Genomic DNA, 20,211 nt, shown 5'->3' with positions numbered 1-20,211 from the left:
GTGAGCCTCTTGGTTCCTCCCGCCACCGTGCCTATCTGCACCCCACGCATTTCTCACGATTTAAGAGTGAACCGCGGAATGCTTGCCGCTGCGGGTCGTGGCGCTAACTGTCCAAAGGTGTTTCTTCAACAGTAGACATCAAGCCATTAGAGATGTTGAATGTGTTGCCCCGGTAGAATCTGGATCAGGCAGGTCAGGAGTTTTCCACAGTGTCACAATTTTCCGAGGAGGGCCGTGAGGCTCTCGCCCAAATCGCGAGCCGCCACGATGTCAGCCCCGACGCAGTCGAACATGTGCTTCTGGCGCTTCTGGCCGGGCAGGGGAGCCAGGCGCAGTTCAACCATCCCGACCTCGGGGGTATGGGGCAATGGTCGCAGGGCGGCATGACCATGGTCGGTGACATGTTCAACAATACGCTCAAGGCTAGGGTAGATTCGCTCTGTTCGGAGGTGGCGCAATTGATGCAGCGGTCTGAACTGCTGCACCGGCCAAATCAGGGCGCAAGCCAGTCACAGTCCCAGGGCGACGGGACGAGCTTGTTTGTTGCCGGCCGGGAGTCGGGCAACTGGTGGCCCGCAGGTCTCGGTCATGCCGCCTCCACCGGCGCACAGAACCAGATGCGCTACGCCTGGTTTCCTGACAAGGCAAGACTGGCGATTGATGCCGGCGACGGCAAAGTGCATGTCTATGACACCGCCGACCACCGCATCGGCGGCTTCTCCCAGCAGCAGTCGGGTGACCAGACGCTCAGCTTCACCTCGCAACATGGTCCTGTGAAACTCTCGGAATTGAGCGAAGTCCCGATGGGCGAAGAACCTGATTTGAAAAGCGGATCAGGAGCCAAGCAAGGCGCCAAAGCTTTGTCAGAGGCGCTTCTCAAGTCCGCCGCTGGTAGCCGCACCAAGGATCATGAACCGGAAGCGGAAACCATGGCTGCGCCCACCGGGATGAGCAATGCAAGCGATCTTGTTCAATCATCCGCTGAGGAGGCCGATATCTTCGCAAAGATCGAGCGGCTCGCGGCCCTGCATCAGAAAGGTATCCTGACCGATCAGGAATATCAGGCCAAGAAAGCTGAGTTGCTGGCACGGATTTGAGCCTGATTGATCAGGTTGCTGGCAAGGCGATTGCTTGAAAGGCGCGAAGACCGGCCGAAAACCGCGGGATCAGGCCAGCGCCGAACGGATCTTTTCTGCATTGGCCTTGAGCACGTCGCCGTCTTCCATCGTGCCGGTATGGGGCTTCAGGCTGACGCCGTCAAAACGCGGGATGACATGGACATGCAGGTGAAACACCACCTGGCCACCGGCGCTCTCGTTGAACTGCTGGATGGTCACCCCGTCCGCATCAAACGCCCTGATTACAGCCCGCGCCATCTTCTGCGTGGTCTCCATCACACGTGCAAGACTGTCGGTCCCGACATCGAGGATGTTGCGCGCCGGAGCCTTCGGGATCACCAGGCAGTGGCCGTTTCCACGCGGCATGATGTCCATGATCACCAGCGTATGCTCGTCCTCGTAAAGACGCTCGGCCGGCAGTTCGCCGCGCAGGATCTTTGCAAAAACATTGCTGTCGTCATAATGGGGCGCGGTCATCGGCAGGTCTCCGTTTGATCAGTCTGGCACGTTTGTATCCGGCCCGGAGCAGGGGTCAAGCATCTCGCCCGGTCAGGCATCCGTACCGTCGGTTCTGTTGCCCTTGCGGAACGGGCCATGTTCGCTCAGCACCTGGCCGATATGCGCGACATCGCGGCGCTCCCGCTCCAGATAATCGGCGACAGCACGCCTGAGCCCGGGGTGGTCGATGTAATGCGCCGAATGCGTCGTCGCAGGCAGGTAGCCGCGCGCCAGCTTGTGCTCGCCCTGCGCCCCTGCCTCTACCCGCGCAAGCCCTTTGGCGATGGCGAAGTCGATCGCCTGGTGGTAGCAGACCTCGAAATGAAGGAACGGGTGGTCCTCGACACAGCCCCAATGGCGGCCATACAGACACTCGCCGCCGATGAAATTGATGGCGCCGGCGACAAACCGGCCCTCGCGCCGCGCCATGACCAGAAGCACGTCTTCGGCCATGCGCTCGCCGATCAGAGAGAAGAACGGGCGTGTGAGATAGGGCCGTCCCCACTTGCGCCCGCCGGTGTCGATGTAGAAGTCGTAGAAGATATCCCAGATGCTTTCGGTCAGGTCCGCGCCGGTCAGCCACTCGATGGTAATGCCATTTTCGAGGGCTGCGTTGCGCTCCTTCCTGAGCTGCTTGCGCTTGCGTGAAGCCAGTGTGGCGAGAAAGTCCTCATAGCTTTCGTAGCCGGCATTCTGGAAATGGAACTGCTGGTCGGTACGGTGCAGGTAGCCCTCGGACTCGAAGCTTGCAATCTCCGCTTCGGGCACGAAGGTGGCATGCACCGAAGACAGGCCGAGCTGGTTGCACAGGGATCGCCCGCCCGCCGCAAGCGCCCGCCTTCGGCTGTCATCTCCCGGACCGGGCCGGACCATCAGCCGTGGCCCGGTCGCCGGCGTAAACGGCGCCGAACATTGCAGCTTTGGATAATACCGTCCGCCGGCCCGCTCAAAAGCATCTGCCCAGGCGTGGTCGAACACATACTCGCCCATCGAGTGGCTCTTGATATAGGCGGGCATTGCCCCCTCGAGCGATCCGTCCGGTGCCCGCAAAACGATATGCCGCGGCAGCCATCCGGTTTCGGCCGTGACGGAGCCAGACTCCTCCAGGGAGGATAAAAAAGCGTGACTGACGAAGGGGTTATAGACGACTCCAGACTCTGGATGTGAGCCGCTTGAATCAGATTGCGAGGCCCTTGCGGTACCGCCGAGGCGGCTCCAATCGGACGCAGTAACGGAAGCCATGCTGTCGATGGTCGACAGCGTGTAATCTGAACTCTCGGTGGTCATGCGTCTCCGTCCGGCAGGGATGGCCTGCGCGCTTGGTCTCTGCTCTTCAACTTATGAACCGGGCCGGGATTGGCAAGGTCAGGATGCGTCTTCCACCGCGTCCGGATCAAATCCCTCGAAAGTCATCTGGTCGGCATGAACCCGGGTCTTTTCCCGTGCCTCGGCATCGCGCACCGTCCAGGTGATGATCGGCACGCCCTGGGCGCGCTGCACCTCGATGAAGACGTTGGGCAGGTGGTGGACGCAATAGGAGATGAAGTTGAGCCCCAATTGCATCGCCTCTTCATGGACAAAGAAGATCTCGGGTTTCGTCCCTTCGGCTGTGAGCCCGATCGGGCAGCGGGGCGCACTGGCCTTGAGGTCGCGCAGCAGGCCGTGGTCGAAGCTCATCAGTGCCACCGGCCCCTCATAGCTTTCCAGGCATTCGACGACCGCATCGGCAAAGCCGTCATCATCGTCCGGTCTGCCCTTGAGCTCGATGACCAGCGGGACCTTGCCGGCAACCTGCTTGAGCAATTGCGGTAGGGAAGGGATCCTGTCGGCGGTGCCTCCGACTGTCAGCTGTCCCAGCTCCTGCGATGTGCGGGCCCGGACATCGCCGCGCAGCCCGCACAGCCGCTCGAGATCGTCATCGTGAAACACCACAGGCACCCCGTCGGCTGCGATCTGAACATCGCATTCGATAGCGTAGCCTGCGTCGATGGCCCGCTGGAATGCACTGGGCGTGTTTTCCCACACGCTCTGGTTCATGTCGTGATAACCGCGATGGGCGATGGGGCAAGCCGTCAGCCAGCCCAGATCCGTCTGCTGCTCGGCCATGGCGCGTTACCCGATCTCGATGACGGCGTCGATCTCGACCGACGCATTGAGCGGCAGGCAGGCCATGCCGACAGCGGCGCGGGCATGCTTGCCGCGCTCGCCGAGAACTTCGGCAATCAGGTTTGAAGCGCCGTTGATGACAAGGTGCTGCTCGGTGAACGAAGGCTCCGATGCGACAAAGCCGTTCAGCTTCACCACCCGGACGATCCGTTCGAGATCGCCGCCAAGCGCAGCCTTGGCCTGGGCCAGGATGTTGATCGCGCAAAGCTCCGCCGCTCTCTGGCCGGTGCCGACATCAACGTCGCGGCCGAGCAGGCCCTTGACCGCAATGGATCCGCTCTCCATCGGCAACTGGCCGGAAATGAACAAATGCGAACCGGTGATGACATAGGGAAGGTAATTGGCAGCGGGGGCCGCCGCCTCGGGAAGCGTGATGTTGCGGGCTGCCAGGCGGGATTCAATCGTGTCGGTCATCTAGGGCTCCAAGGTCGGCTCTGTTAAGGCTGCTCCAACGAATTGGCGTAGCACCAAAGTTACGCCTCGCTTTTGCCACCTGCGGTCATATATCATTGGTTCGGGATTCGACAGGAGAAAACCTGATGCGCATGCTTGCAATTGCGTCACTCGCCGTCATCGCAGCCACATCTGCACACGCCGCGCCACCCGTTGGCGGCGGCGGACTTGCCGCCCATCGCGCGGTCTATGATCTGTCGCTCAAGGACGCCTCCGAAAGGTCGGGAATCTCCGGGATGGTCGGCCGTATGGTCTATGAATTCAATGGATCGGCCTGCGAGGGCTACACGGTGAGTTTCCGTTTCGTCACCGAGATCGCGACCGCCGATGATTCCAGGCTGACCGATCAGCAGACGACGACCTTTGAAGATATCCGCAACGGCACCTTCCGCTTTGTCACCCGCTCCTATGTCAATCAGAAGCTCGATCACGAGGTGCGTGGCTCTGCTGCCACGAGTGGCGAGGGACTGGCGCTTGATCTCGAACAGCCCGAGCGGGTTGAACTCGACATCGCAGCAGCGCGTTTTCCAACGGAGCACATGATCGAATTGATCGACAAGGCCAACGAAGGCGAGCGCTTCTATGAATCGCGGATCTATGACGGCTCTGACGAGGGCGACAAGGCAATGATCACCACGACGATCATTGGCGAGAAGCAGTCGGCGGATGGCGGTGACGCAGAGGCAGAGCGGGCGGGTGAACTCGCCGATGACGATTACTGGCCGGTCTCGATGTCCTATTTCGAGGAGTCCGAAGAGGGTGATGCGCTGCCGGTCTATTCCATTGCCTTCAAGCTCTACGAAAACGGAGTTACGCGTGATCTCACCATGGATTACGGCGACTTCGTGCTGCAGGGCGAACTGGCGCAGCTCGAAATGTATGATCCGGAGCCATGCGTCGAGCAATGACGCATCTGGCTTGCCCGGAATCGATTGCGAAAACTCGACCCCTGCGGGGCTGAACCGCTCCCGGCACCGCGCGGATAAGCGAGTTCAAATCCCTCCATATCCGTGTCTTCAAGTCGGTGGAGCCTGTTTTGCATGGTGACAAATGCTGCGGGCATGCAGTCTGATGCCGGTGTACACCTTTGGAAGCGGCGCTGGACCGGGGCAGATCTCTGCAACAATCGTCGCAGAAGCTGCGCTCCGCCGCCGGGAAAAAACGGCGAAGGATCCAATCAGGCGCCTGCCGGTCGATAAACCTCAGTCTGAAATCCGTGGAGTGCACAACCGGTTAATCGAAACGAAACCAATATTCCCGATCCTGTTGGCATCCAAGTGGGGTGCTGGATTCAAGGTTGAGTTCAATTTTTTGAATTCATTGGATGTTTTGTCCTGAATGCGCTTTGGACCGATTTGGATTGCGCGTAACTGACGCCTGATGCAGAACCGTTCGAAAGTTAAACCTGAACATGAGCAAAGCCTACATAACCAATTCAATATATTGGATTTATGGTCTGATGCTTGGCACAGTAGCGCTGCTCGCCGCCTGTCTCAGCCTCCCCATGGAAGTGCCGCTCGGCGAAAGTTTCTGGGACACCTACATCTACATTGACGGTGCCCACCGGCTTTCCATCGGACAGGAAATCTACCGGGATTTTCACGCGCCAGTCGGGCCGCTCAACTACATCCTGTTCGATCTGTTGAGTTCGGTCTTCCCACATGGCAATGTGGCTCTTGTCATCCAGTGGTGCATGATGCTGGTGACGATGCCCGTGGCATTGGTCATTGGCCTTCATGCGCTTGAGCGGGGCACATTTGCCGCCTTCGGCCTGCTGCTGCCGTATCTGGCATTCTCGATCCTGCCCTTCAACGTCACATCCTGGAACGCCTTTCCCGGTGTCGACGGCTTCGCCTATTACAACCGGCACAGTTCCGTTCTGCTCTATCTGTTGGTCGCCACCTTGTTTTTCGTCCGCTCGCGATTGGTGCTTGTCGGTCTGGTGACGGTGCTTCTGCTCAGCCTCGCCTTCGTCAAGATCAACGGCTTTGCCGTCGCCGGGATCCTACTGGCCTTTGCGCTTGTTTCGCGTCGCATCAGTGTCAGCGCCTCGCTCGCAGTTGCGGCACTGTGCCTGCTTTTTGTCGGTGTGCTGGAAGTGTTGACCGGCAGTGTCTCGGCCTATCTTCAATCGGCATGGCGGCTTCTGGACGCCAATGACGGGGTCCTGCTGACCAATCTTGTGACCACGGTCAGCGCGCATTTCGATGTCATCCTGGTTGCGTCACTGCTGGCCGCCTACCTTCTTTACTCCCGCTGGCGCGGCGGTGAGAACCTCCTCACCGGTTTCGACCGCGCCCACCCGCGCGCACCAACGCCGGGTCAACTGGACCAGGACTGGCTGTGGGTCGGCGTGCTGGCCATCGCCAACACGGTGTTCGAATCGCAGAATTTCGGCGGCGCGGCCTTCATTTCTGCATGGCCGCTCCTGCTGGTCTTCCTGCTGGCGGCGGAACCGGAGAGGCGCATGCGGGTTTCACCATTGCCGGTGCTGGTCGCGTTGATCATCTTTCCGACCGCCACCAAAGTGGTCCATTCGGCGGCGCGTGCGGCTGCAACCGGGCTCAAGGACATGACGATCGAGACCGAGCACCTGCCATCGAGCATGCGGTTCAGTGCCAAGGACCTGGCCGTGGAAGCGGCTGAAAAAGCCCGCCCGATCATGGCCGCGGGCCGTGAGACCTACGGACAATATGCGGAAGCCAACATCCTGCCGGCCTATTGGCTCTATTTCGACCACCGCTTTCAGGTCAACGTGCTCACGACCATGGATGAGGTCATCGGGGCGATCCGCAGCCGCGAGGCGGAACTCGGCCATCATTACGAGGTGATCGATCTGCGTGACTTCGCCAACCCGGTCACGGCGGTGATGGGTCGGACGCCGGCGCGTGGCGTATCGATTGGCGGCGATCCCTACCGTGCCGTCTTGCCGCTGACACCGGAAGAAACGGCGGCATTGTCTCAGACAGATATCGTGCTGTTGCCGACATGCCCGCTCACAGCCGCCCGCGAGAAGCTCCATGACCGCTACGCCGAGGCCTATGCCGGCTTCAACCGCATCGTGCTGACCGATTGCTTCGATGCGCTGGAACACCCCCAGTTTGCTTCGCAATGACCGGCGCATGAGCATCAGAAAGCTCTGCGCTTCTGACATGCAGGGTGTGGTGACTTTCCGGTAATGGCATGGTTCCCGACTGCGAAGAACGCCAATCATGGCCGCCCGGGTGGACTGTGACAGCCCATCGTGGCAAGAGGCCACCTCGCGTCGGCCGGTTCCCGGTCCGGACTTCGCCCTGACCTCCCTGCAAGACAAGACTTCCCCGCAAGACAAGATGGAGCAACGCCATGGCGACCGCGCTTGGGCTCGATTTCGGCACGACCAACACCGTTCTTGCCCGATTGGCGCGGGGGACGGATACCACGTCTGTCAGCTTCCAGTCCCCTGCCGGGCAGAGCGATGCGATGCGCACTGCGCTGTCCTTCATCAAGGATCCGCAGCTTGGTGCCAGCGCTCTGCAGGTTGAAGCGGGCCAGGCCGCGATCCGCGCCTTCATCGACAATCCCGGTGAGTGCCGGTTCCTGCAATCGATCAAGACATTCGCCGCCTCGCCGCTGTTTCAGGGCACGCTGATCCATGGTCGGCGCTTCCAGTTCGAGGATCTGATGGAAGTCTTCCTCAAGCGGCTCGAGATCTATGCCGGCGACGATTGGCCATCGCCGGTCAGCCGTGTGGTCACCGGCCGTCCGGTCCAATTCGCTGGTGCCAGGCCGGATCCGGATCTGGCCATGCAGCGCTACAATGAGGCGCTTACCCGTCTCGGGTTTCCGGAGTTGCACTATGTCTACGAGCCGGTGGCCGCTGCTTTCTATTTTGCGCAGAACCTCAAGCACGATGCCACCGTTCTGGTTGCCGATTTCGGCGGCGGCACCAGTGATTTCTCGCTGATCCGGTTCGAAAGCCGGGCAGGGCGGATCAGTGCCTTGCCGGTTGGCCATTCGGGTGTGGGCGTCGCCGGCGACCAGTTCGATGCACGGATCATCGATCATCTGGTCGCGCCGGAAATCGGCAAGGGCAGCCAGTTCAGAAGTTTCGGCAAGAAACTTGATGTGCCCGGAAATTACTATTCGAACTTCGCCCGCTGGAACCAGATGTCGATCTTCAAGACAACCCGCGAGTTTGCCGACCTGAAGGGGCTGGTGCGCCAGGCCGTCGAGCCTGACAAGCTCGAGCTGTTCATCGACCTTGTCGAGCAGGACGAGGGATACCGGCTCAACCAGGCGGTCTCTGCCACCAAGGTGGCGCTGTCGTCGCAGGATGAGGCGGATTTCCGCTTCGAGCCGCTCGGCGGGGCGGGAGAAAAGCAGGTTCTGCGCCGGGACTTCGAATCCTGGATTGCCGCAGATCTCGACCGCATCGAGGCCGCGCTGGATGAGGTGCTGGACAAGACCCGTACCGCGGCCGACGCCGTCGACAAGGTCTTTCTCACCGGCGGCACCTCGTTTGTCCCCGCCGTGCGCCGTATCTTCTCCGAGCGCTTTGCCACGGACCGCATCGAGACCGGCGGCGAGCTGATCTCGATCGCCCACGGCCTGGCGCTGATCGGCGAGCGCGATGACATCGAACAGTGGACCGTGCCGGTTTCGGGGTGATCGTAGGCGCCTTTCGCCTGCCGGAGCGCCCGGATATGGCGGTTCCGCGCCCTTCGCACTTGCAATGCCGCCCGGTTGCCTGTATGGGCACGCTCATTCCACACGTGGGGCATGGGTCGGTCCGGGAGAAATCCGGATTGGTCCGCCGGTGGCGCAAAGCGCTCACGCCCTGCGGAGGTTCAACCGGAAACAGGAGTAAAAGGCATGGCATTGCCGGAATTTTCCATGCGCCAGCTGCTTGAAGCAGGCGTGCACTTCGGACACCAGACTCACCGCTGGAACCCGAAAATGAAGCCGTACATCTTCGGCGCTCGCAACAATCTTCACATTCTCGACCTCGGCCAGACCGTTCCGATGCTCAATCAGGCATTGAAGCTGGTCTCCGACACCGTGTCCAAGGGCGGCCGCGTGCTGTTCGTCGGCACCAAGCGTCAGGCTGCCGAGATCGTTGCCGATGCTGCATCGCGTTCGGCCCAGTACTACGTCAACGCCCGCTGGCTCGGCGGCATGCTGACCAACTGGAAGACCATCTCTCATTCGATCCAGCGTCTGCGCAAGCTCGATGAGATCCTTTCGGCTGAAGCTTCGGGCTTTACCAAGAAGGAACGCCTCAACCTCGAGCGCGAGCGTGAAAAGCTCAACCGCGCACTCGGCGGTATCCGCGACATGGGCGGCACGCCCGACCTGATGTTCGTCATCGACACCAACAAGGAAGGCATTGCCATCCAGGAAGCCAAGCGTCTTGGCATTCCGGTCGTCGCGATCATCGATTCCAACTGCGATCCCGACGTTGTCGACTACCCGATCCCGGGCAACGACGACGCCAGCCGCGCGATTTCGCTCTACTGCGACCTGATCAGCCGCGCCTGCATCGACGGCATTGCTCGCCAGCAGGGTTCATCGGGCGTTGATCTGGGCGCGATGGATGCTCCTGTCGAGCCTGCGCTCGAAGAAGCAGCGCCGGCAGAAGCAGCCGCGGAAGCGCCTGCCCAGGCTTAAATCCGGGTTTCGGACACAACCGGCCCGGCCGAGCCATCGCGCTTTGCCGGGCTGTCACATTTCAATGGCATGTTGATGTGCCGATTGGCGAATCCAGGTCCGAAGCCGTTGCTGCGGCAGGCCCGGGCGCCCCAAGAATGAAGAGGCTGTTATGAGCATTACCGCTGCAATGGTGAAAGAGCTGCGCGACAAGACCGGCGCCGGCATGATGGACTGCAAGAAGGCCCTCGGTGAAACCGACGGCAACATGGAAGCTGCAATCGACTGGCTGCGCGCCAAGGGCATTGCCAAGGCCGACAAGAAGTCCGGCCGTACCGCTGCCGAAGGCCTGATCGCTGTCGCTTCGGAAGGCAATTCGGCCGTTGTGGTTGAAGTCAACTCCGAAACCGATTTCGTCGCCCGCAATGACGGCTTCCAGGATCTGGCCCGCTCGATTGCGACCGTTGCCCTGAGCACCGATGGTTCGGCTGAAGCCGTTTCCGCCGCAACCGTTGCATCCACCGGCAAGTCGGTCACCGACACCGTCAAGGATGCGATCGCCCATATCGGCGAGAACATGAACTTCCGCCGTTCAGCGAAGCTTTCCGTGGATGACGGCGTTGTCGCCACCTACGTGCACAACGCGGTTGCCGATGGCCTCGGCAAGCTCGGCGTCATCGTTGCCGTCAAGTCGACCGGCAACAAGGATGCGCTCAACGAGATCGGCCGTCAGGTGGCCATGCACATCGCAGCGACCAACCCGCTTGCGCTGACCTCCGATGATGTCGATGCGACCGTTGCCGATCGCGAGCGCAACGTGTTCATCGAACAGGCCCGCGAATCGGGCAAGCCGGAGAATATCATCGAGAAGATGGTCGAAGGCCGCATGCGCAAGTTCTACGAGGAAGTAGCTCTTCTTTCGCAGGCATTTGTCATGAATCCCGATCTGACCGTCGGAGAAGCCGTCAAGGCGGCTGCGGAGCAGGCCGGTGCGCCGGTTGAAATTGCCGCGTTCGTGCGCTTCCAGCTCGGTGAAGGCATCGAGAAGGAAGAGAGCGACTTCGCAGCGGAAGTGGCCGCTGCCGTAAAGGGCTGACCTCTGGCAGCTTTAGAGCGTATTGCCAAAAAAAGCGGAAGGGCATCGCGTGACAACGCGGTGCCCTTCGTGTATCCGGGCCTGACACATAAAATCCGGATCAATTCATGTCTCCAGCACCCCTGTTCAAGCGCGTTCTCCTCAAAGCCTCAGGCGAAGCCCTCATGGGCGAACAGGGGTTCGGTATCGATGTCGCGGTCGTGGACCGGATTGCAGGCGACATCGCCGAGGTTCGCGCAATGGGGATCGAAGTCGGCGTCGTGGTCGGCGGCGGCAACATTTTCCGCGGTGTGGCCGTGGCCTCAAAGGGCGGCGACCGCGTCACCGGCGACCACATGGGCATGCTGGCAACCGTCATCAATGCGCTGGCGCTGGCCACGTCGCTTCGCAAGCTCGGCATCGACACCGAAGTTCTCTCGGCCATCTCCATGCCGGAGATCTGCCAGAGCTTTTCCCAGCGCGCCGCGCTGCATCATCTCGAAAAGGGCAGGGTGGTGATCTTTGCCGGCGGCACCGGCAACCCCTTCTTCACCACCGATTCCGCCGCGGCGCTGCGTGCGGCCGAAATGGGCGCCGAGGCGATCCTCAAGGGTACCCAGGTGGATGGCATCTACTCGGCCGATCCGAAGAAATTCCCGGACGCCACCCGGTTTGAAAACATCACCCATGACGAGGTGCTCAACAAGGGGCTTGCCGTCATGGATGTCGCAGCGGTTGCGCTGGCACGTGAGAATTCCATTCCGATCGTTGTCTTTTCGATCCATGAAAAGGGCGCATTTGCAAAGATCATGGTCGGCGAAGGCCGGGCAACCATCGTTCGTGATCACTAACCACGGCAAGCGTTACAGGCGCGCCGTGAGCAACATTTGGGTTATCTGCAGGAAGGACTGGGGATGAGTGAAGGCGTCGACTTGAAAGAACTCAAACGTCGCATGGAAGGCGCGATTGCCGCCTTCAAGAGCGATATTGCATCCTTGCGTACCGGCCGGGCTTCGGCAAACGTGCTCGACCCGGTGATGGTCGAGGCCTATGGAAGCCGTGTGCCGCTCAATCAGGTCGCCAACGTGACCGTGCCCGAGCCTCGCATGCTCGGCGTCTCGGTCTGGGACAAGCAGATGGTCGGCGCTGTGGACCGCGGCATCCGCGAAGCCAATCTGGGTCTCAACCCGATCGTCGATGGCCAGAACCTGCGAATTCCGCTGCCCGAGCTCAACGAAGAGCGCCGCAAGCAGCTGGTCAAGGTGTCGCACACCTATGCCGAAAACGCCCGCGTCGCCATTCGCAACGTGCGCCGCGACGGCATGGACACGCTGAAAAAGGCGGAGAAGGACGGTGACATCAGTCAGGATGACAGCCGCCGCGAATCCGACCAGGTTCAGAAGATGACCGACGAGACGATTGCCGAAATCGATCACTTGCTGGTCGAAAAGGAAAAGGAAATCATGCAGGTTTAGGCGCGACTCGCGCTACAGGTCGGGAAATGACAACAGCAATGCGCTCCGAAACACCCATCAACGTACCGCAGCACGTTGCCATCATCATGGATGGCAATGGCCGCTGGGCCAATGCGCGCGGGCTGCCGCGGACCGCAGGGCATCGGGCGGGTGTGGAGCGCGTGCGCGAGGCGGTGCGCACTGCTGCCGAGGCTGACGTCAAGTATCTGACGCTGTTCGCCTTCTCTTCGGAGAATTGGAACAGGCCGAAGCAGGAAGTCTCCGACCTGATGGGGTTGCTGCGGTTCTTCATCCGCAGGGATCTGGCCGAGCTGCATCGTGAAAATGTCCGTGTCCGGGTTATCGGCTGCAGGCAATCGATCCAGCCCGATATCAAGGCGCTTCTCGTCGAAGCCGAGGAACGCACCCGTGAAAACACCGGCATTAGCCTCGTCATCGCCTTCAACTATGGCGCCCGCGACGAAATGGTGCGTGCGGTTCGCGAGATCGCCGAGGCGGTCAAGTCCGGTGACATGGATCCGGCCTCGATCACGGAAACGACCGTCGCCGGCCATATCGACACCGCCGGGATACCCGATCCGGATCTGGTGATCCGCACCAGCGGTGAGCAACGGCTTTCCAATTTCCTGCTATGGCAGGCGGCCTATGCGGAATTCGTTTTCATGCCCTGCCTCTGGCCGGATTTCGATCGGGCTGCGTTTCACGAGGCGCTAAACGAATTTGGCCGGCGGGACCGGCGTTACGGCGCGGTGGCGGCCCCTGAACTCGCGGTCGGTTCCTGATGTCGCGGGAATTGAGGCTGCGCATCGTCTCGGGAGTGATCCTGGGCATTCTGGTGCTGGCAGCCACCTGGGCCGGCGGCATCTGGTTCAGAAGTCTGTCTGTCCTGATCATGGTGCTGGTGCACTACGAGTTTTCCACGATCACCAATGCGCCGGTCAAGGCGCCGCTTGCCAACGCGATCGGCTGGTTGTCGGTTCTGGCCACCGCCGGCTTCATTCTCACATCCCTGCCATCCATGGCTCTCGCCGCGATCATCATCGGTGCCGCTGGCGCGGTGCTCGCGGGCGTGATTCGTGGAGCGGGCCTTTGGTCGGCAGCAGCCGTTCTCTATGCCGGATTTTCCGGGCTTGCCCTCGCGGAAATCCGCGGCGAGGGTCATTTCGGCCTGTTTGCCATGCTCTTCCTGTTTGCCATTGTCTGGTCGACCGACATATTGGCCTATTTCTGCGGCCGTGCCCTGGGTGGCCCGAAGCTCGCGCCGCGCATATCGCCCGGCAAGACGTGGTCGGGAGCCGTGTTCGGCGCAGCCGCGGGTGTTGGTGCGGGTGTCGGCGTGGCGTTGATCGTGCGCCAGGGCGGCGGATTGATGATCCCGCTCATCGCCCTGATCCTGGCGGTGGCGTCCGAAATCGGCGATCTGTTTGAATCCTGGGTCAAGCGGCGCTTCGGCGCCAAGGATTCCAGTCAGCTCATCCCGGGCCATGGCGGCGTCATGGACCGTGTCGACGGTCTTGTCTTTGCCGCATTTGCAGCCTTCTTGCTTGGCAACCTTCTGCCGCTGGCCGATCATGCCGGCGTTGCAGACGAGCTTGCGGCAAGGTTGCTTGGTCTATAATCGCCCCAAGCGGCGGACATGACCGTTCTGAACGAAATGGATAGCGGCAAGGCTGCGTCCCGAAAGGATCCGATCCAATGGAATTTCTGACCTCGTCGGCTGGAAACATCCTCAGCGCCTTGCCGCCGTTTCTGCTTGTCTTGACCATCGTGGTCTTCTTTCACGAGCTCGGCCACTATCTGGTTGGTCGGTGGTGCGGCATCAAGGCGGAAGTCTTTTCCGTCGGCTTCGGCCCGGAACTGATCGGCCGCACCGACAGGCACGGCACGCGATGGAAGCTGTCGCTGATTCCGCTTGGTGGCTACGTCAAGTTTCTCGGCGATGAGAATGCGGCAAGCCAGCCGACCGGCGCGGGCGCCAGCGGTTTGAGCGAGGCGGAACGGGCTGCATCGTTCCCCGCTGCATCCCTGTGGCGCCGTGCGGCCACCGTGGCAGCCGGACCAGTTGCGAATTTCATCCTTGCGATAGCCATCTTTGCCGTGATGTTCAGCATCAATGGCCGCATGATCGCCGATCCCGTGGTTGCCCGGGTCCAGCCGGCGAGTGCCGCCGAGGCCGCGGGTATCCTGCCGGGAGATGTTTTTGTCGCCATTGACGGTGTCGAGGTTGAGATCTTCGACGATGTGCAGCGTTACGTCACTGCGCGCCCCGAGGTGCCGATGACCATCAGCCTGGAACGCGGTGGTGCCATCGTTGATGTCACACTGACACCGGCCAGAACGGAAATCACTGACAATTTCGGCAACAAGATGGAAGTTGGTCGCATCGGGGTGATCACCAGCGACGATGCGGGCAATTTCCGGGTCCGCGAATACGGTCCTCTGGAAGCGGTCGGTGAAGGCGTGGCCCAGAGCTGGTACATCGTCACCCGGACGGTGGACTATATCGGCAACATCATCACCGGACGCGAGAAGGCCGATCAGCTCGGCGGACCGATCCGGGTGGCCAAATATTCCAAGGATATGTCGACCATCGGCATCGGCGCGCTGATCCAGCTTGCAGCGGTTCTCTCTGTGTCCATCGGTTTGCTCAATCTGATGCCCATTCCCATGCTGGATGGTGGGCATCTCGTTTTCTACGCCATCGAGGCTGTCCGCGGACGCCCTCCGGGTGAGGTCGCCCAGGAGTGGGCCTACCGCTTCGGCTTGTCTGTCGTGCTGGCGCTGATGTTGTTTGCGACATGGAACGATGTATCCATGCTGATCGGTTGAAATTGAGGGGCAGGCCGTGCTAACGATCTGTTTACCTTGATATTGGGTAGACGTGGCGATTTGGCCACGTCTGCAAAGGAAGTAAATAGAAATTAACTCCGTCCCTTGCTTGTATGGGAAAAGCGGGTAAAACGGGCACCAGTCATGACTCACGAAGTGTGTCGCCGTTTGGGGCATCCGAGTAAAAAAAGGTAATAAGATCAATGAAGGCCGGTTCAAACCTTTTGAACGCTGTATCAGCCGTTGCGCTGACAGCGGGGATCGTTGTGACAGGCGCGGGCGCAGTGACGCTTGCCGGAGTTACGGTAGCAGAAGCTGCGGTTGTCAATCGCATTGATGTGCGGGGAAATTCCCGCGTTGACGCATCGACGGTGCGCGGCAATCTGACGATTTCGCCCGGTGCCAGCTTCAACAACAACGATATCGATGAATCGGTCAAACGCCTCTTTGCCACCGGCCTGTTTTCCGACGTTCAGATCAATGTCTCCGGCTCGACACTGGTTGTGACCGTCGCGGAAAACCAGATCATCAACCAGGTGGTCTTCAACGGCAACAAGAAGCTCAAGGACTCGGCGCTCAAGAATGTCGTGCAGAGCCGCCAGCTTGGCGCCTACAACGATCTTATTCTTCAGGCTGACGTCCAGTCGATCCGCGATGCCTATTCGGCTATCGGACGCAGCGACGCCACCGTGACCACACGTCTGGTTCCGGTCGATGGCGGCCGCGTCAACATTGCCTTCGAAATCAATGAGGGCGACCGCACAAAGATCTCCTCGATCAATTTCGTCGGCAACCAGGCCTTCGGTGACGGGCGCCTTTCGGACGTCATCACCACCAAGAAGTCCGGCCTGCTGTCGTTCCTGAACCGCAAGGACGTTTATGACGAAGACAAGCTGCGCGCCGACGAGGAATTGCTGCGCCGGTTCTACTACAACCGAGGCTATGCCGATTTCCGCGTGATCTCGTCGTTCGCCGAGCTGGATGAAACCAACAACGAGTATGTTGTCACCATCACGGTGGAAGAGGGTGAGCGCTATGTCTTCGGCGATGTCAGCGTCGAAAGCACCGTTCCGGGAATCGACGCTGAGTCTCTCAATCGTCTGATCGAGACCCGCAGCGGTTCAGTCTACAGCGCCAAGGATGTTGAAGACACCATCATGGCGATTTCCGACCGGGTGGCGACGCAGGGCTATCCCTTCGCTCAGATCACGCCGCGCGGCGATCGCGACTTCAACAACCGCACCATTTCCGTCGTCTACTTGGTAGACGAGGGCACCCGCGCCTATGTCGAGCGCATCGAGATCCGCGGCAACACCCGGACCCGTGACTACGTCATTCGCCGCGAGTTCGACCTGTCCGAAGGTGATGCCTTCAACCAGGTGCTGGTGCGTCGCGCCAAGAAGCGTCTTGAGGATCTCAAGTTCTTCTCCTCGGTGGATATCTCGACACAACCCGGATCGCAGCCGGACCGCGTCGTTCTGATCGTTGATGTGAAGGACCAGGCAACCGGTGAATTCGGTGTCGGTGGTGGATACTCGAACACCGATGGCTTCACAGCCTCGGTCGACATCACCGAGCGCAACTTCCTCGGCCGCGGACAATTCATCCGCGCCTCTGTGGGCGGTGGCGTTGATACCCGCGAGTACACGCTCTCGTTCACCGAGCCTTACTTCCTCGGATACCGTCTTGCTGCCGGCTTCGACCTCTTCAAGAATTCCGACGCCAGCTACACCGGTTTCACCGAAGAATCCCAGGGGATCAATCTGCGTCTTGGCGCGCCGATCACTGAAAACCTCTATCTGACGACGGCGTTCAAATACACCCAGACCAAATACACCGGTGTAACAACCGTCGCCTCGGCTCCGGAACTCGCGGCAATCAATCGCACGATTGCCAGTGGCAGCCATGATGTTGGCGTGCTGTCCTACAGCCTGTCCTACAACACGCTCGACGACAATATCCTGCCGCGGGAAGGCATTTCCGCAAAGTTCACGCAGGAATATGCAGGTCTCGGCTTCGATTCGGAGTACCTCAAGACCACCGCCAAGGCCAGCTACTTCCACATGCTGTCCGAATCCGCCGATGTGATCGGTCAGGTTTCCGTGGGCGGCGGCTATCTTGCCGCCACGGGCAACAGCCTGAGCGTCTTCGATCATATCTTCATTGGCCAGGAGACAATCCGTGGTTTCGACACGCGGGGCATTGGTCCGCGTGTCTTTAACGGTACCACCGATGTCGGTGCAGCCGGCGGCACCACCTATTTCAACGGCACGCTCGAGGTTTCGGCTCCGTTGCCGGCGGTTTCGCGTGATTTCGGTCTTCGCTTCAATGTCTTTGCCGATGCCGCAACGCTTTACGGCAACAGCATCAGCGCCGCTGATTTCGGGACCCAGACCCTGGTCGGTTCGGGCATGGACTGGCGCGCTTCGATTGGCGCCGGTATCATGTGGGCCTCGCCGTTTGGTCCGCTGCGCGTTTATTACGCCGAACCCGTCGTCAAGAAGAGCTATGATGACGTCAAGAAGTTCGGTTTCGGCGCCTCGACGCGCTTCTGATTTGGCGCGGGTGGCCCTGTGCCACCCGCCGCTCTTTCCACCCGGTCACTTTATGGACATTCATCGCTTCTTTCCTCCGCATGAAGGCATTTCGCTTTCTGACCTGTCGGGTCTTTGCGGAGCGGAGCTTGCTGACCCGTCCCAGGTCGATCGGAAGGTCACCGGTATCGGCTCTCTGAGCCAGGCCGGCGAAGGCGAAGTCACCTTCGCAGTTTCCGCCAAGAACCTGCCCGATCTGGCCAAGTGCCGCGCTGCGGCGGTCTTCGTGACCGAAAAGATGGCGGAACACGTTCCGTCGGATGTTGCAGCGCTCATTGTCGCCGCGCCCCAATCAGCCTTCGCCCGGGCCGCTGCCATTCTGGTTCCGGACGCTCTCAAGCCGCTCAGCTTCACGTCGGACACAGGCATCTCCGGTGCGGCAACAATCGATCCTTCCGCAAGGCTGGAGGACGGCGTCGTAGTCGAGGCCAATGCCGTCATCGCCGCGGGCGTGGAAATCGGCGCCGGTTCGGTCATCGCCGCAGGCGCCGCCATCGGTCCGGGAACACGCATTGGCCGGGATTGCCACATCGGGCATGCGGCCACGGTTCAGCATGCGCTGCTGGGCAACAATGTTGTCATCCACCCGGGCGCTCGGATAGGACAGGACGGCTTCGGCTATGTTCCGGGGCCGAGGGGACTTGAGAAGGTCCCGCAGATCGGTCGGGTGATCATTCAGGATCAAGTCGAGATCGGGTCGGGTACCACTATCGACCGCGGCGCACTGGATGACACGGTGATCGGCGAAGGCACCAAGATCGACAATCTTGTCCAGATTGCGCACAATGTCCGGATAGGTCGCCACTGCGTGATCGTTGCTCAGGTTGGGATCGCCGGAAGTGCCACGCTCGGAAACGGCGTGATGATAGGCGGAGCGGCCGGCATCAACGGTCATGTTACCATAGGCGACGGTGCCCAGATCGCGGCTTTGAGCGGCGTTGCGGGTGACGTCCCACCGGGAGTTCGCTGGGGTGGGCAGCCCGCGCGGCCCATGCGAGGGTTCCTTCAGGATGCGGCTGCAGCAAATGCGCGCGCGTTCGGCAAGAAAGAGAGAAAACGGGGCGGAGAGGACTGATGACGGAAACCGCGACAAACACACTTGAGTCTGCTGATATCCGGGAGATCATGAAGCTTCTGCCGCATCGCTATCCGTTCCTTCTGGTTGACCGGATAGAAGCGATAGACGGTGACAATTCCGCCGTCGGCATCAAGAATGTCACTGCCAGTGAGCCGCATTTTACCGGACACTTTCCCGGCAACCCCATCATGCCGGGTGTTCTGATCATCGAAGGTATGGCGCAGACGGCCGGCGCCATCTGCGCCAAGGCCACCGGGGGCGGCAACAACATCGTCTATTTCATGACGATTGATAACGCCAAGTTCCGCAAGCCGGTTGTTCCGGGTGACCGGCTCGAGTATCACGTCACAAAAATCAAGCAGCGCGGCAACATCTGGCGGTTCCATTGCGAAGCCACGGTTGATGGCGCCAAAGCCGCCGAGGCGGACATCGGAGCCATGCTGGCTCCCGGAGAAAGCGAGTCCTGATGACATCCCCTGCGCCTGCTGCCCTTCACGCGGCCCGCATACACCCTACCGCACTCGTCGAGGATGGGGCGCAACTTGGCATCAACGTCGAGGTCGGGCCGTTCTGCCATGTCGGGCCCCAGGTTCAACTCGGCGACAACGTCCGGCTGATGAGCCATGTTGTCATCCAGGGCTGCACCACGATCGGCGAGGGAACCGTGGTTTTTCCCAATGCCGTTCTAGGCTGCGCACCGCAGAATATCCACTACAAGGGTGAGGATACCGAGCTGATCATCGGCAGATCCTGCACGATCCGCGAAGGCGTCACCATGCATCCGGGAATGCCGGATTTTGGCGGAAAGACCACGGTTGGTGATCATTCCATGTTCCTGGCCTATTCCCACGTCGCTCATGACTGCCATGTGGGCAGCAATGTCATCCTGTCCAACAATGTTATGCTGGCCGGTCACGTAACCATCGGTGATCGCGTGATCATGGGCGGTGGCGCGGCTGTGCATCAGTTTGTCCGTATCGGTCATCACGCCTTTATCGGCGGATTGGCGGCGGTCAACAATGATGTCATTCCCTATGGCATGCTCAATGGCAATCCCGGCATCCTTATGGGCCTCAACATCATCGGTATGCAGCGCTCCGGCTTCAGCAAGTCCGACATCCATGAGGTCCGGCGCGCCTTCAAGGCGATCTTCAATCCGACCACGCCGATCCGCGAGAACATTGCCCGTGTTCGCGAGCAGACCGACAACAATGCGGCCGTCGTGGATATCATCGCCTTCATCGATGCTGAAAGCGAACGCGCGCTGTCATCGCCGGCCCGGGGTCAGCGGGGCTGA

20 protein-coding genes are annotated in these 20,211 nt (G+C 60.5%); 16 read left to right on the top strand and 4 right to left on the bottom strand.

The genetic code is table 11. The annotated features are described in order from the left end of the window. Nucleotides 1–209: 209 nt before the first annotated feature. Nucleotides 210–1,097: an SHOCT domain-containing protein gene (locus tag GTW23_RS23490; protein WP_252915523.1), complete on the top strand. Its 888-nt coding sequence runs from the start codon at nucleotides 210–212 to the stop codon at nucleotides 1,095–1,097. A 69-nt stretch (nucleotides 1,098–1,166) separates the two neighbouring features. Here GTW23_RS23490 and GTW23_RS09555 read toward each other — a convergent pair whose 3' ends face one another. From GTW23_RS09555 to GTW23_RS09540, 4 genes are all read right to left on the bottom strand, one after another. Beyond that, on the bottom strand, nucleotides 1,167–1,595 hold the full coding sequence (locus tag GTW23_RS09555; RefSeq protein WP_252915522.1) for an HIT family protein: 429 nt from the start codon (nucleotides 1,593–1,595) through the stop codon (nucleotides 1,167–1,169). A 72-nt stretch (nucleotides 1,596–1,667) separates the two neighbouring features. Continuing rightward, nucleotides 1,668–2,903, bottom strand: coding sequence for a GNAT family N-acetyltransferase (locus GTW23_RS09550; protein ID WP_252915521.1), 1,236 nt, complete (start codon nucleotides 2,901–2,903; stop codon nucleotides 1,668–1,670). Nucleotides 2,904–2,981: 78 nt separating this feature from the next. Continuing rightward, nucleotides 2,982–3,722, bottom strand: coding sequence for a glycerophosphodiester phosphodiesterase (locus tag GTW23_RS09545; RefSeq protein WP_252915520.1), 741 nt, complete (start codon nucleotides 3,720–3,722; stop codon nucleotides 2,982–2,984). A gap of 6 nt (nucleotides 3,723–3,728) precedes the next feature. Then, nucleotides 3,729–4,196, bottom strand: coding sequence for a RidA family protein (locus GTW23_RS09540; RefSeq protein ID WP_152008899.1), 468 nt, complete (start codon nucleotides 4,194–4,196; stop codon nucleotides 3,729–3,731). Nucleotides 4,197–4,321: 125 nt separating this feature from the next. Here GTW23_RS09540 and GTW23_RS09535 point away from each other — a divergent pair, with 125 nt between their 5' ends. The 15 genes from GTW23_RS09535 to lpxA all read left to right on the top strand — a co-directional run bounded on the left by GTW23_RS09535 (nucleotide 4,322) and on the right by lpxA (nucleotide 20,211). After that, a complete protein-coding gene (locus tag GTW23_RS09535) occupies nucleotides 4,322–5,143 on the top strand; it encodes a cell envelope integrity EipB family protein (RefSeq protein ID WP_252915519.1) in 822 nt (273 codons plus the stop codon). Nucleotides 5,144–5,306: 163 nt separating this feature from the next. Continuing rightward, nucleotides 5,307–5,573 (top strand): hypothetical protein, encoded by a 267-nt coding sequence (locus tag GTW23_RS09530; RefSeq protein ID WP_252915518.1) that lies wholly within the window; start codon nucleotides 5,307–5,309, stop codon nucleotides 5,571–5,573. Between the two features lie 121 nt (nucleotides 5,574–5,694). Continuing rightward, nucleotides 5,695–7,350, top strand: coding sequence for a hypothetical protein (locus tag GTW23_RS09525; protein WP_252915517.1), 1,656 nt, complete (start codon nucleotides 5,695–5,697; stop codon nucleotides 7,348–7,350). 230 nt (nucleotides 7,351–7,580) lie between these two features. Beyond that, on the top strand, nucleotides 7,581–8,885 hold the full coding sequence (locus GTW23_RS09520) for an Hsp70 family protein (protein WP_252915516.1): 1,305 nt from the start codon (nucleotides 7,581–7,583) through the stop codon (nucleotides 8,883–8,885). Nucleotides 8,886–9,089: 204 nt separating this feature from the next. After that, complete coding sequence (rpsB, locus tag GTW23_RS09515; protein WP_152008894.1) at nucleotides 9,090–9,884, top strand: 30S ribosomal protein S2; 795 nt, start codon at nucleotides 9,090–9,092, stop codon at nucleotides 9,882–9,884. Between the two features lie 151 nt (nucleotides 9,885–10,035). After that, nucleotides 10,036–10,959 (top strand): translation elongation factor Ts, encoded by a 924-nt coding sequence (gene tsf / locus GTW23_RS09510; RefSeq protein WP_252915515.1) that lies wholly within the window; start codon nucleotides 10,036–10,038, stop codon nucleotides 10,957–10,959. 107 nt (nucleotides 10,960–11,066) lie between these two features. After that, complete coding sequence (pyrH, locus tag GTW23_RS09505; RefSeq protein WP_152008892.1) at nucleotides 11,067–11,789, top strand: UMP kinase; 723 nt, start codon at nucleotides 11,067–11,069, stop codon at nucleotides 11,787–11,789. Nucleotides 11,790–11,852: 63 nt separating this feature from the next. Further along, the gene (gene frr / locus GTW23_RS09500) at nucleotides 11,853–12,413 is read left to right on the top strand and encodes a ribosome recycling factor (protein ID WP_152008891.1); all 561 of its coding nucleotides are present in this window, start codon (nucleotides 11,853–11,855) and stop codon (nucleotides 12,411–12,413) included. Nucleotides 12,414–12,451: 38 nt separating this feature from the next. Beyond that, a complete protein-coding gene (locus GTW23_RS09495; protein ID WP_252915600.1) occupies nucleotides 12,452–13,195 on the top strand; it encodes an isoprenyl transferase in 744 nt (247 codons plus the stop codon). Next, nucleotides 13,195–14,031, top strand: a complete 837-nt coding sequence (locus GTW23_RS09490; protein WP_252915514.1) for a phosphatidate cytidylyltransferase — start codon at nucleotides 13,195–13,197, stop codon at nucleotides 14,029–14,031. The genes GTW23_RS09495 and GTW23_RS09490 overlap by 1 nt, the downstream gene beginning before the upstream one ends. Before the next feature lie 77 nt (nucleotides 14,032–14,108). Further along, nucleotides 14,109–15,242 (top strand): RIP metalloprotease RseP, encoded by a 1,134-nt coding sequence (gene rseP / locus GTW23_RS09485; protein ID WP_152008888.1) that lies wholly within the window; start codon nucleotides 14,109–14,111, stop codon nucleotides 15,240–15,242. Nucleotides 15,243–15,445: 203 nt separating this feature from the next. Then, complete coding sequence (gene bamA / locus GTW23_RS09480) at nucleotides 15,446–17,797, top strand: outer membrane protein assembly factor BamA (RefSeq protein WP_152008887.1); 2,352 nt, start codon at nucleotides 15,446–15,448, stop codon at nucleotides 17,795–17,797. Nucleotides 17,798–17,849: 52 nt separating this feature from the next. Next, nucleotides 17,850–18,911, top strand: coding sequence for a UDP-3-O-(3-hydroxymyristoyl)glucosamine N-acyltransferase (gene lpxD / locus GTW23_RS09475; protein ID WP_252915513.1), 1,062 nt, complete (start codon nucleotides 17,850–17,852; stop codon nucleotides 18,909–18,911). Next, nucleotides 18,911–19,381 (top strand): 3-hydroxyacyl-ACP dehydratase FabZ, encoded by a 471-nt coding sequence (fabZ, locus tag GTW23_RS09470; protein ID WP_152008885.1) that lies wholly within the window; start codon nucleotides 18,911–18,913, stop codon nucleotides 19,379–19,381. The genes lpxD and fabZ overlap by 1 nt, the downstream gene beginning before the upstream one ends. Beyond that, nucleotides 19,381–20,211: an acyl-ACP--UDP-N-acetylglucosamine O-acyltransferase gene (gene lpxA, locus GTW23_RS09465; protein ID WP_252915512.1), complete on the top strand. Its 831-nt coding sequence runs from the start codon at nucleotides 19,381–19,383 to the stop codon at nucleotides 20,209–20,211. The genes fabZ and lpxA overlap by 1 nt, the downstream gene beginning before the upstream one ends.

It is taken from the genome of Parahoeflea alexandrii (assembly GCF_024105735.1).
Lineage (GTDB): Bacteria > Pseudomonadota > Alphaproteobacteria > Rhizobiales > Rhizobiaceae > Hoeflea > Hoeflea alexandrii.
Note: the sequence above shows the minus strand (reverse complement) of the source record. Positions and strands in the feature narration are given on the sequence as shown.